Here is a 13061-nt window from a genome sequence, read left to right as displayed (position 1 = left end):
GCGAAGCAGGTGAAGGAGCGGGATGTCAGGCGAGCAGCGCCGCCTGCTCTTCGATGCCGTCGAGCATCGTATTGCACGTGCGCACGAGCGCAATGCCCTCGCTGCGCAGCGTTTCCGACGGCGTCGAGGTCAATTGCCGCCGGTACTGTTCGAGCGCGCCGAGCAGCGGCGGATACTGCAACACACCCACCGCGCCAGCGACGCGATGATGCCATTGACGCAAGGCCGGGACATCGAGTTCGTTCAGCAGCGGCGGCAACGCGCGCAGATCGTCGCGCACGGCCGACACGAATGCATCGAGCAGCGACTTGACCGTCGATTCACTGCCCCAGATCTGCGTCAACTGGCTGAGATCGACGGGAACGAATGCGATGCTGCCGACGTTTTCAGGTCCCGCATCCGCGACGACAGCAGCCGTCGCGTCACCTTGCGCAGCGGGCCGCGCGCTGTCCGCGCCGAACCACCGGCTCAGATAGTCACGCAAGGTGGCGAGGCGCGTCGGTTTGACGAGGCAATCGTCCATGCCGGCCTCGCGACATGCCTTCAGATCTTCGGGCGCGGTGTTCGCGGTGTTCGCGGTGATCCCGAGTATCGGCAGGTGCGCGCCCGTCAGTCGCTCGCTTTCGCGCACGGATCGCGCCAGTTCGTAGCCGGACATAGTGGGCATGTGACAGTCGGTAATCAGGAAGCCGTACGGTGTCGCATGGAGTGCTTCGACTGCCTCGGCGCCGTCATTGACGACATCGCACGCGAAACCAAGCAGCGCCAGTTGATGACGGATCAGTTCCTGATTCACGGGATGATCTTCGGCGACGAGCACGAGGCGCCCGCTCGCAATCGCGCGCTCCCGATCCGGCGGCGCGGCGGCGGCTTCGGCTGCGCCGGGATGACGGGCAGGTGTCGGCGAAAGGCCCGTCAACGCGGCCGCGCACGCCGCGCTCAAGCCGCGCCACGAGATCGGGTTGATGCTCACACGCACGGCGTTGTCGACGATCCGATAGCCCGTCGGCTTCGGCTTCTCGGTCAGGCTGATGATTTTCGCGCCGGACTGCGCGACGGCTGCCGGCAGATCGACGCCGTCGCCGACGAACACGAGGTCCACACCTCGCAACGCTTGCGGATCACGCAGTTCGGCAAGGTCGGCACCGGCACAACGCAGTTCGATAACGAGCGCCGCGCCGAAGTGCGCCAGTGCCCGCGCGACGCACGCATCCGGCGTCGCGACGACGCCGCGTCTGCCGCGCAGTCCGCCCGCCGTGTATTGCTGCATTTCGAGCGGCATCCGCAAACGCAGCGTCATGTGCGTGCCTTCGCCAGGCGTGCTCGACAACGACAGCGTGCCGCCCATCAACGCGATCAGTTTGCGGCAGATCGTCAGCCCCAGGCCCGTGCCGCCGAAGCGCCGGGTGGTCGACGATTCCGCCTGCACGAACGGTTCGAACAGGCGAGCCTGGACTTCAGGCGCGATACCAATACCCGTATCGACGACACTCATCTCGACCATTTGTCCCGCCTCGCTCTCCTCGACTACCTTCACGTTCACATCGACCTCGCCCTGCGGCGTAAATTTGATCGCGTTGCCGAGCAGATTGAACAGGATTTGTCGCAGCCGTACGCTATCGCCGCGCAGCGTCGCGGCGACTTGCGGATCGATATCGACGCGCACTTTGAGCCCTTTCTCATGCGCTCGCCCCGCCAACAGGCCAACCGCCGTATCGACCAGATCACGCAGGTCGATCGGCTCGGATTCGATGGTCAGTCGTCCCGCCTCGATCTTCGAATAGTCGAGCAGGTCGTCGAGAATCTGCAGCAGTGCACCCGCCGATTCGTGAATCATCCCGAGCATCTCGCCCTGATCGGCATCGAGCCGGGTGCGCTCCAGGACTTCGACAAGTCCGAGCACGCCATTCATCGGCGTGCGGATTTCGTGGCTCATCATCGCGAGGAAGTCGTCTTTTGCGCGCGACGCCGCTTGGGCCAGATCGCGCGCCCGAGCCAGTTCGTCGGCGCGCAGCCGTTCGATGCTCGCGTCGACCCAATAGCCGCTCCAGACGGTCGCATCACTCGGCTCGCGACGCGGCACGAGCTCCGCGCGCACCCAACGCTGCTCGCCGGGACCGTCGATCCGAAACTCCAGGTGCAGCGGTTCCGACATTGCAGCGGACCGTTCGAGTGCGGCGACGACGCCGGGACGGTCGTCCGCGCAAATGGAGCCAAAATTGAGCGTGGCGCGCCGCATCAGAACAGTACTGTCGTAACCCAGCAACTGTTTGGTATCGCCGCCCACATAGGGGAACGTGTACTGGCCATCGAGCCCGCGGCGCAACTGGAACACCACGGCCGGCAACGAGCTGGTTACGTCGACGAGACGCCGCTGCGTCTCGCTTGCCAGCATTTCAGCGCGACGGATATCCGTAATGTCGACGAGCGTGCCGAGCACGCACAGCGGCGTGCCGTCGACGCCGTTGCAGACGCACACGCAAAAGAGACCGTGCCGGCTGTCGTACTGACTGTCTTCGAACTCCAGTTCGATCTGCGTGGCCGTGCCGCTTTGCAGCGCCTCGCGTGTCAGCTGCTCGAGACGCAAGCTGTTGTTCTCTCCCCAGGCATGAACGTCCGTGCTCGTTCGGCCGATCACGGCTTCACGCCTGAGGCCCGTCGCTTGCTCGTAAGCCCGGTTGACGCCGATGTAGCGTCCTTGCAGATCTTTTGCGACGAGCGGATACGGGACCATTTCCATCATCGTCTGCTGGAAGTTCAGTTGCGATTCGAGCTCACGCTCGGTGCGCTCACGCCGGCCGACTTCGCGCTGCAGCAACACATACGCCCGCAACGTCAGCAACAGCACGACGCCGATACCGATCAGCACAGGCAGCAGCCGCAGCGCCGTCACGCTCCAGCCGCCTTGCGGCGGTGGGTCGCCTGTCACCCATTTCTGACGGATGCGTTGACGCTCCGACGCCGGCATCGCGAGCAGCGCGCGGTCGATCAGCCCCGCCAGCGGCGCGAGGTCGTCACGAACCGCGAAGCCAACGGGATCTGGCTCGCGCACCACGCTGACCACTTTCAGCACGCCGGCATATTCCCGTGTCAGCGCAGCGTCGATCTCGGCGACGTTGCCAACCAGCGTGTCGGCGCCTCCGGCGGCCAGCAGTTTCAGCGCCGCATCGAGACTTGGCGCGACCGTCGCGTGCGTCGCGGCGACGCCGTACAACTCGAATGGCAACGCCCCCTGGCTATGCATCGACACCACGATGCGGCGCGCGGCAAAATCGCTGAGGCTACGCGCAGCAGGTTCGGCTTCGCGCGCGACGATGACAAGCGGATACGTTTCGTACGCGCGGGTGAAAGTCGCATGCTCCAGTTGAGGATCATTGCGCGTGGCAGTCGCGAGCAGCGCGACGTTGCCGCGGTTGAAACCGGCAATCGTGGTCGTCCAGTCCTTCGCCGGCGCGCGGTGGAACGAGAGGCCGAGCGTGCGGCCCAGATAGTCGAGATAGTCGGCGGCGATGCCCGAGGGACGGCCGAGGTCGTCGAGCGTGCTGAACGGCGCCCAGTCGGCGTCGAAGCCGACCGAGAGCGGCGGAAGCGACCTCAGCCACGCCTGCTCTTCACGGCTCAGCACGAGATTGGACACCGCCGGTGCGGACCGCGCTTCGAAGCTGCCGCCGATCCAGCGCGCCCGGATTGCGGCTTCGTCGTCCGGTCGCAACGCGGACAGCCCGCGGTCGAGCTTGTCGCGCAGGTCGCTTTTGCCGGCAGGCACGGCGAAGCGCATCTCGCTCGCCTGCCCCGTCTCCTCGAACGCGATACTCAGGTCACGGAATTCCGGGTCCGCCAGATAATGCCGCACGGCAGGTGTAAAGCCGAAATAGGCGTCGTCGTCACCCCGCTTGATTGCGCGCAACGCGGCAAGCGTGTCGGCGAAGCTATCGATACGTGCACGCGGGAAGCGCTCGCGCAGCACGGCGCCGAGCGCGAACCCGCGCTCGATGGCGACGCGCGCGCTTTGCACCTGTGCCTCGCCCATCGCATTGCTCGCCCGCGTCACGACGGAAGTCGATCCGCGGAAATACGGCACCGAGAATGACAGGCAATGCTCGCGGTCCGGCGTGCGGGCGATGCTCATCAGCACGTCGACGCGATTCGCGCACGCCGCGGCGAGCAACTGGTTCAGGTCTGTATACGACTTCGTCGTGATCTCGACATCCGGCCCAACGACGGCGCGCAGATAGTCGACGCTCAGCCCGGTGAAGCGGCCTTCCTGAAACATCTCGAAAGGCGACCAGCCGCTGGCGAGCACGCCGACTGTCAGTTTGGGAGGAAACGCTTGTGGCCGCGCGCCGAGCGCGGCATGGACCTGTTGACCGCTCAGCAGTATCAACAGCAACGCGAGGCTTGCCTTCAGCGCAAGGCGGACGCCGATTAGCCAGGCGCGATGTGTGGAATGAACACGGGAATGAGCGGAGATGCGCGAACGGTACATATGCGAACGCTCACGCCGACTCGCCGTGCTGGCTCTCGCGGGACGGCCGCGCGAAGATATCGCCCGGGTCGCCGAACAGTCGCGAATGGAGCAGGCCGGCGAGCATGCCGCCCGCCAGCGGAGCCGCCCAGAAGAGCCACAACTGGTGGAGCGCCCAGTCGCCGACGAACAGAGCCGGTCCGGTCGAACGCGCAGGATTCAATGATCCATTGGTGATGGGCGTCGCGACGACGTAGCTCAGCATCAGCCACACGCCTGCGACGAGCGGATCGATCAGGTTCGCCGATTGGCCGTTGGACACGAGCATGCGTGCCAGCACGAACGCAAACGACATGGTGATTTCGACGGCCAGCGCGGAATGAAGCTGATAGTCGTCGGGAGAATGGTCGCCATATCCGTTCGCGCCGAATTCACTCGCTGCGAGTTCGAAGCCGGGGCGGCCGCTGGCGATGTAGACGAGCAGCGCCGCGCCCGCGAGCGCGCCAAGCACCTGCGCTGCGATATAGGGCGCGAGATCGCGGACGGGAAACCGCTGCGCGGTCACGTAACCCACGGTGACGGCGGGATTGAAGTGAGCGCCGGAGAAGCGCCCGAGTACGTAAGTGGCTGTAGCCAGCGCGAGACCGAATGCGAGCGGCACAGCTAAAACGCTATTACCTTGCGCGCCGGTGTTGAGCACGGCCGTGCCGCATCCAACGAACACGAGCCACGCCGTCCCGGCACCTTCGACAACCAATCGCTTTCCCAGCCCTGACATGCATCCTCCCGTAACGGCTCGTCCCGACAGCTTTTTGAGACGGCTTACATGCTTGCGCCTGGTGTCGATTGATTTGCATGGCAAATCAATGGTGCTGGCGCCGCTCCCCCGCGATCCGCGAGTCCAACCGGCGATTGTTGGTCCGGCGAACGAGATAGAGAATCGGACAACTCCGAAATCATTCAGGTGAGGCCGATCTGGCAGGCATAATCGATTAGGTCGGCCTCCGTCTCGAGTCCCAGCTTGCGCATCGCATTGCGCTTCTGCGTGCTGATCGTCTTTGCGCTGCGGTTCAGCTTGGTGGCAATCTGGCCGATCGTCAGGCCGCTCACGTACATCGTGAAGACTTTCCATTCGCCTGCGCTCATCACGCCGGCCCGCGGTTGCGGTGTGCCCGCCTTCGCAATGGCGGCGCGCGCGTGATCCGACAAATAACCCTGGCCAGTCAGCGCGGCGTCGATTGCGTGAACCAGCGATGAGGTGATATCGCGCTTGTCGACGATCGCAGCGACGCCATGCTGCAGCAGCCCCATCAGGATCGACGGCTGATGGACCATGGTGAGCACGACAACCGGCAACTGAGGCATGTGATGCAGCAGCCGCCGCAGGAACTGGATCGCGTTGCTTTCTCCGTCGATGCCCGGCATGCCAATATCCGTCACGACGACGTCGCATGCGCACGCATCGAGCAGTTCGGCGAGTGCCTGCGTGCTCGCTGCTTCGCCCGCCACCGCCACATGTGCGATCTGTTCCAGCAAACACCTCACGCCCATGCGCACGCACGCGTGATCGTCGGCGACGATGACGCGAATCTTGTTTTCCATCTTGTTGTGATCTTGTTGATGGACCGTCACCGTACAGCGCGTTCCCCTCGAGGACGGTCACTTCGCCAGGGTCGCAGCTTCGCTGCGTCAGCCTCGTTTGCCCAATCCGCCCGGGCCACTTGATGGATCGTCAGGCACCAGACCATGTTCGACGGCGAACCGGAACAGATCAGCATCGCTCTGCAGCGACAGCTTGCGCATTGCAGTGCATTTCTGTGCGCTGATCGTCTTTACGCTACGACCGAGCCTCAGCGCAATTTCGGTCACGCCGCGCCCGGTCGCATAGTGCGTCAACACTTCGAGTTCGCGCCGCGAAAGAACCTGTCGGACATAGTCGATCCGGCGCGACAACGTGGCGTCGGCGAGCAGCGCGCGAATGGCGGGACCGACATAGCATTCGCGCGCCAACGCGGTGATGATCGCCACATGAATCAGATCGATACGGTCGCGCTTGCTGACGACCGCACCCACGCCCAGCGAAATCACCTTTTGCAGGGAATCCGCCGCGATTTCCATGGTCAGCACCACGATCACGACGTCGGGATGACGTTCCTTGAACTGTCGAACCATGTCGACGCCGTCGCCATGGGCGCCGCCCGGCATGTGCAGATCCATGACGACAAGCTCGCATTTGACACGCTGCGCCTCTGCGAACAACTCCGCTGAGTCCGTTGCCTTCCCAACGATTTCGATATTCGGAAACCCCGACATCAGATTCTCCATCGCGAGCAGGACCAATGGATGGTCGTCAGCGATGATGGTACGGATTGGCAGTGTCACGTCCTTTCTGATATTCACGCGTGGTCGCTCCCTGTGCTCTGTAGCTTGGTATTGATTGGGCGAGCCCTTAGCCGGCTGAGGATCAGACATTCAACCACCCCCCGACATAAGACTTCTCTGAATTTGGAAGAATCATTTAGCGATGACATTTGATTAGCGATCCTGCACAACTTTCTGCGCAAGTCCGTACGCTCGCACGAACGCAAAAAGCCCCGGATCATTGCTGACGCCGAGCTTCGCCATTGCATCGCGCTTTTGCCGGCTGACCGTCCGGACATCGCGCCCCAGGTCGCGGGCGATTTCGGAGATCGACTTGCCACGCACGAACATGCGGATCACCTCGGCCTGGCGCGGGGAAAGATTGCGCATGGGCGACATGCCAAGCGGCTCACCGCTCGCTTCTGCGAGCGTCAGCAGGATCGACTGGCTGACGTAGGAACGGCCCGCGCCCGCCGCGCGGATAGCCGCGGCCAGCTCGTCCATCGATTCGCTCTTGTTGAGCATGCCGATCACACCGTCGGACACGATCGACCGGAGAATGGCCGCGTTGGTCAGACTGGTCAGCACGACGATGCGCACCTCGGGCCAGCCGCCGCGAATGCGCCGGATGAGCCGCAGCCCGTCGTCCGCGTCACCCGACGCATCCGGCATGGTCAGGTCCGTGACCAGCACATCGCATGAGGTCTTACCCATCAGTTGAACGAGCGACGAAGGGCTCGTCGCTTCGCCGACGATCGTGAATCCTCCGTGCGCCACGAGCGTGGCCCGGATACCGAGCAGAACAAACGGATGATCGTCTGCCAGCATGATTCGAAGATTCACTATTGCCGCCTTGTTATTGATTTGTGTTTGTCGATGTCGAAACGCTCATTTCGCAGCAACGTCGAAACGAGCCCGCTTTACGACAACGCTCGCGACATATAACGAATCATGTTCCGACAAAGTGAATCAAAACATTTACGACAAAAATGGAATATCAGAGAGTTCCGAATCAATGGCCGATTCAAAGACAAAGTACAAGTTTCGTTGAGTAATTACCGATTTCAGACACTTCCATTGAGATAACGCTTAACCATTTTCATCGCACCATTTCCGAAGTTTCCAAAGACACGTTAGGAAAGCATAGCGTGCAGGATGGCGGCGCGCAGAGGTAATCGGCGCACCGAGCCCGCTCTCGCAAATTCACGCCAATGCATCTTAGATTCGCAGTGAATACGAGGTACGCAAGGGAATCAAAGTCGCGCAATTCGCTCTAGAGAGAAGAAGTCGCTTAGAAAGCGAAATCCACAAAAATCAATTTCCAAAATAATTCCTACTTTTATGACAGAAATATCAGACACATCACATCGATTTCCAGCCATAGGGTGAATTCGATTAACTTCGCCTTGAAGAAATAACGCAAAAATAAAAATGCGTCCGGATCATGACCGGACGCCAAAAGAGATGTTCAAGAACGTGTCGACGCGATCACGCCCTGGCTCTCGACGCATACCGCGCCGTGCGCACGGGCCGCGGGAAGACGGGCAGCGCAATCAGCGCGCACACGCTCGCGATTGCCCACACGGCCGGCCACGAGGTCGCCACGAGCAGCGGCGGAATGACAAGCGGTGTGACGAACAGGGTCATGAACGCGCACGTGTTGCCCATCGCCAGCGCGGTACCCGCGCGGCGCGTGCCCGCGAGTGTCGCAAGTTCCGTGTAGGCGACGCCGTGCCATGCGGACGCGCTCACGCCGCCGAGCACCACCATCGCCGCGAGCACGATCGTGATCGCGCCGTGCGCGCCGTTGGCTCCCGCGGCAATCAACGCGAGCGTCGCGAACAGCAGCGCCGTCAGCACGCTGCAGGCGCGCATGTACTGGCGCCGGTTGCCGTGCCGGTCCGTCCAGCGCCCGCTCCAGACGCGCGCAACGGCGGCGCCCGTCTGCACGGCGGCCATCGTTGCGCTGATCGCGAACACGCCTGCGTGGCCGAAGTCATGCAGAAAGACCGTCGCGAACGTCACGACGGCCAGTTGCGGCACGCACAGCACGCCGATGCCCAGCGCGACACGCCACACGCCGGCATCGCGCAGCGGCGAAATGGGCGCGGCGGCGAACTCGCCGCCAGCCGCTGCATGCTGCGCTCCCGACGCAGCCGCGACGGGCGGCTCGTGCAGCCAGCGCCACGCGAACCACGCGGTCACCGCGCACAGCGCGGCGAGCACGCCATACACGGCCACAAAGCCGAAATGCGCGGCAAGCGACGGCAACGCCAGCGCGCCCAATCCGCCGCCAGCGGGCACGGCCGTCTGCCGGATGCTCATCGCGAGGCCGCGCTCGCCTTCGCGAAACCACGCCATCACCGCGCGTCCGCTCGATCCGTTGACGCTGCCGCCCAGCAGCCCGACGGCCAGCAATCCGAGCGCAAGCGGCACGATGCCCGGCGCGTCGGCGCCGTGCGGCACCACGAAGCCTGCCATCGCGGCAAGCGCGGCCGCCGTCGTCAGGAGGCCGAGCAGCAGCACGCGCCGGTCACCCCAACGGTCGGTGAGCAATCCCCACGGCAATTCGCTGATCGCGATGCCGAGCCCCAGCATGCCGAGCACGAGGCCCAGCCCGCCGTTGCCGATGTGATAGCCGTTGCGCAGAAAAATCGCCGTCGTCGGAATGCCCGAAAAAGCGGCCGAAAAGCTCGCGTTCGCGGCAAAGCCGACACCCAGCACCTTCCAGCGGTGATTGCCGCCCATTCCAGATCCCTGTCCCACGATCGCCTCCAGTTGTATCGGTTGACGGCTATCGTAGGATTGGACGATCAATCGGAAAAGCGGGAAAATAGAATGCCATCCATCGGAGAATCCGAAACATGAACCAGCGTGCGTTCGACCTTGCGCAGTTGCGCACCTTCGTTGCCGTCGCGGAAGCGGGCAGCGTGTCGGCCGGCGCGGAACGGGTGTTCCTGTCGCAGTCGTCGGCGAGCGAGCAATTGAAGAAGCTCGAAGAGCGCGCGGGCCAGCCGCTGTTCCTGCGCGGCAAGCAGGGCGTCACCGCGACGCCTGCAGGCGCGAAGCTGCTCGATCACGCGCGCCGCATTCTGGCGATGAGCGAAGCGGCATTCGAAGATCTGCAAGGCCGCTCGCTCGATGGCGAACTGCGCATCGCGATCACCGACTACTACCGGCCGCACGACGTCGCGCGCGTGCTGAAAATGTTCTCGGAGCAGCATCCGCGGCTGCGCCTGCACGTGACCGTGCTGCCGAGCGCGGTGATCGACAGCAGCGTCGAAGACGACACCACGTTCGATATCGGCCTGTCGCTGCGTATCGTCGCGCCGGACACCAAGCGCGCGGGATCGAACAGGCCGCAAGCGGCGAGCACCGTCGTGCGGCGCGAGAAGCTGGTGTGGGCCATGTCCGCCGACGCCGATCCGCGACACGTCGCCGCGCCTTTTCATCTCGTGCTGCTGCCGTCCACTTGTCAGCTGCAACGCTTCGTCGTCAGGTTGCTCGACGAGAACAAGGTGTCGTATCTCGTCTCGCATTCGGCATCGGGCATGGCGGGTCTTCAACTGGCGTTGAAGGCGGGGCTCGGCATCTCATGTCTGAATGAATCGTCGATCGGCTCGGGCGTGGTGCTGTGTCCGCCGACGATCGGCCTGCCTCCGTTGCCAGCCGTCGAGTTTCATCTGCTGCCCGGACGTCCCGGCGAAAGTGCACGCGTCAGCGATGCTCGCGAAGCGTTCATGCGCCTGCTCACATGAATGCAATTGCAGTATCTGCACAAGTGCTTAGTTGACGCGACAATTACTGCAACTGTTTTTGCCGCGTTGAAACGTAACCAATTGCCATCTATGATGATTGCAACGCCAACGTCATCTCGATGCCTTACTGTTTCAATGCGTTTGCCTGTTGGACGGCAAGCGCGAAGCGTGCGCGCGTCAATCCGTACCCTCATCTGCATGCTTGTGCGGACTTGACTAGACTGTCGGCGCCGCGCATCGCGTATACAAGAGCAGTAGTCATTCGCGTGTCATGGGTCGCTGATGCGGCCGCGGTAGAGAAGCAAAAGAGAAGAGCGCAATGCGTCTCTTCCCAAGGGTGCAACACAACGATACCTACAAACCCTATTTCCCTACGAGGCCAGTCGTGCATCGCAGAACCATCGGCTCTTCGATCCTTTTGCTGCTGTGCGCCCTTTGCGCGCGGACGTCATTCGCGGCGTCGAACGACGCACCCGCACCATCGGCGATGGACGAGAAAATGCATGCCTGCACGACCTGTCACGGCGCGCAGGGCCAAGGGCGCAACAACGATTACTTTCCGCGTATCGCGGGCAAGCCCGCCGAGTATCTGTTCAACCAGTTGACGGCGTTTCGCGACGGCGGCCGCACCTATCCGCCAATGGGTTATCTGCTCGCGTTTCTCCCCGACGAGTACCTGCGCAAGATCAGCCAGTACTTCGCGGATCTGCAGCCGCCGTATCCGAATCCCGACACCAACCCGGTGCCGCAAGCGACGCTCGACTACGGCAAGCAGCTCGTGATGCAAGGCGACACGAAGCGCGGCATTCCGGCATGCGCCGCCTGTCACGGCGAGCGGTTGACGGGTCAGCAACCGGGCATCCCCGGTCTGCTCGGTCTGCATGCGAGCTATATCGCCGGGCAGATGGGCACCTGGCGATCGGGCACGCGTCACGCACTCGCGCCTGACTGCATGCACACCATCGCCGTGAAGCTGAGCGACAAGGACATCACCGCCGTATCGAGCTGGCTCGCGCGCCAGCCACGTCCCGCCGATCCGCGTCCCGTATCGCGATTGCCCGGCAAGCTGCCGCTCGTATGTGGGAGCCAACCGGAATGAAGACTCTCTCCTTTAGCTCCGTGTCGATCAGCTCCGTGTATCGCCTGCCACGCGCCGCGCGTGTCGCGCGCCGCATCACCGTGTCGCTCGCCGTGGGCGCCATGTTCACGCTCGTCGCGCTCGCGCCGCGTTCGCCGCTCGTCGCCGCCGCGCATGCAGCAGAGGCCACGGCGCCTGCTGGCCCGGACACGCGCCCCGAGATCGTCAAGCGCGGCGAGTACCTCGCTCGCGCGGGCGACTGCGTGGCGTGCCACACGGCGCCGCGCGGCAAGACGTTCGGCGGCGGCCTCGCGATGGAGACGCCGTTCGGCACGCTCTATACGCCGAACATCAGCCCCGACAACGAATACGGCATCGGCAAGTGGACGGCCGACGAGTTCTTCAAGATGTTGCGCACGGGCAAGAGCCCGGACGGCAAGCTGATCTATCCGGCCATGCCGATTGCGGCCTACACCAAGGTCACGCGTGAAGACTCCGACGCGATCTTCGCGTATCTGAAGTCGGTGGAACCCGTGCATCAGCCGAACCACAAGCAGGAGTTGCGCTTTCCGTTCAACCAGCGCGAGTTGCTGATCGGCTGGCGCTCGCTTTATTTCCGCGAAGGCGAGTTCCAGCCGAACCCGAGCCGCTCGGTCGAATGGAACCGCGGCGCGTATCTCGTGGAAGGGCTCGGCCACTGCTCGATGTGCCACACGAAGATCAACCTGCTCGGCGGCTCGTCGAAGAGCGAGCAGTTCGCGGGCGGCCTGATCCCCGTGCAGAACTGGTACGCGCCGTCGCTCACTTCCGACAAGGACGGCGGTCTCGGCGACTGGAGCATCAAGGACATCGTCGACCTGTTGCAAGCTGGCATCTCGGATCGAGGCGCGGTGTATGGCCCGATGGCCGAAGTCACGTATCACAGCCTGCAATACATGACCGACGACGACGTGAAGGCGATGGCCGTTTATCTGAAGACACTGCCCGACAACGACCCCGGCCGCAAGACCGGCCCGTCGGCGACCGTGAAGCCCGCCATCTTCGAAAACGGCCAGCGTATCTATATGGCGAAATGCGCGACGTGCCACGGCGAGCACGGCGAAGGCCATCTGCAGCACTATCCGCCGCTCGCGCGCAACCAGTCGATCGAAATGGACTCTGCCGTCAACCCGATCCGTATCGTGCTCAACGGCGGCTTTCCGCCAGGCACGCGGCGCAACCCCGAGCCGTACGGCATGCCGCCGTTCGCGCAAGAACTGAACGACAACGATCTTGCCGCCGTCGTCACGTACATCCGCACCGCGTGGGGTAATCACGGCCAGCCCGTGACGGCGAAGCAGGTCAATGAACTGCGCAAGGCGCCCTTGCACTAGCCCACCTCACTCGCATAAACCTTGTC

General features: G+C 63.4%; 9 protein-coding genes. 3 read left to right on the top strand and 6 right to left on the bottom strand.

Annotated elements, in window-relative coordinates; all coding sequences use genetic code 11:
• Nucleotides 1–25: 25 nt before the first annotated feature.
• The 6 genes from H1204_RS01870 to H1204_RS01845 form a co-directional block, all read right to left on the bottom strand.
• Nucleotides 26–4486: a transporter substrate-binding domain-containing protein gene (locus tag H1204_RS01870; RefSeq protein WP_180729576.1), complete on the bottom strand. Its 4461-nt coding sequence runs from the start codon at nt 4484–4486 to the stop codon at nt 26–28.
• Nucleotides 4487–4496: 10 nt separating this feature from the next.
• Nucleotides 4497–5243: an aquaporin gene (locus tag H1204_RS01865; RefSeq protein ID WP_180729575.1), complete on the bottom strand. Its 747-nt coding sequence runs from the start codon at nt 5241–5243 to the stop codon at nt 4497–4499.
• 182 nt (nt 5244–5425) lie between these two features.
• Nucleotides 5426–6067: a response regulator transcription factor gene (locus H1204_RS01860; RefSeq protein ID WP_180729574.1), complete on the bottom strand. Its 642-nt coding sequence runs from the start codon at nt 6065–6067 to the stop codon at nt 5426–5428.
• A gap of 87 nt (nt 6068–6154) precedes the next feature.
• Nucleotides 6155–6865 carry a response regulator transcription factor gene (locus H1204_RS01855; RefSeq protein ID WP_180729573.1) on the bottom strand — a complete coding sequence of 237 codons (711 nt, stop codon included), beginning with the start codon at nt 6863–6865 and terminating at the stop codon, nt 6155–6157.
• Between the two features lie 135 nt (nt 6866–7000).
• Nucleotides 7001–7654 carry a response regulator transcription factor gene (locus H1204_RS01850; RefSeq protein WP_180730840.1) on the bottom strand — a complete coding sequence of 218 codons (654 nt, stop codon included), beginning with the start codon at nt 7652–7654 and terminating at the stop codon, nt 7001–7003.
• A 660-nt stretch (nt 7655–8314) separates the two neighbouring features.
• Nucleotides 8315–9574, bottom strand: a complete 1260-nt coding sequence (locus tag H1204_RS01845; protein ID WP_180730839.1) for an MFS transporter — start codon at nt 9572–9574, stop codon at nt 8315–8317.
• Nucleotides 9575–9690: 116 nt separating this feature from the next.
• Between H1204_RS01845 and H1204_RS01840 the strand changes: the two genes are divergently transcribed.
• The 3 genes from H1204_RS01840 to H1204_RS01830 all read left to right on the top strand — a co-directional run bounded on the left by H1204_RS01840 (nt 9691) and on the right by H1204_RS01830 (nt 13035).
• Nucleotides 9691–10584 carry a LysR family transcriptional regulator gene (locus H1204_RS01840; protein WP_180729572.1) on the top strand — a complete coding sequence of 298 codons (894 nt, stop codon included), beginning with the start codon at nt 9691–9693 and terminating at the stop codon, nt 10582–10584.
• 385 nt (nt 10585–10969) lie between these two features.
• Nucleotides 10970–11683: a c-type cytochrome gene (locus H1204_RS01835; protein WP_180729571.1), complete on the top strand. Its 714-nt coding sequence runs from the start codon at nt 10970–10972 to the stop codon at nt 11681–11683.
• The gene (locus tag H1204_RS01830; RefSeq protein WP_180729570.1) at nt 11680–13035 is read left to right on the top strand and encodes a cytochrome c; all 1356 of its coding nucleotides are present in this window, start codon (nt 11680–11682) and stop codon (nt 13033–13035) included. The genes H1204_RS01835 and H1204_RS01830 overlap by 4 nt, the downstream gene beginning before the upstream one ends.
• The last annotated feature ends 26 nt before the right edge of the window (nt 13036–13061 follow it).

Source organism: Paraburkholderia sp. PGU19 (assembly GCF_013426915.1).
Lineage (GTDB): Bacteria > Pseudomonadota > Gammaproteobacteria > Burkholderiales > Burkholderiaceae > Paraburkholderia.
The sequence above is the reverse complement of the archived record's forward strand: the minus strand, read 5'-3'. Positions and strand labels throughout refer to the sequence as shown.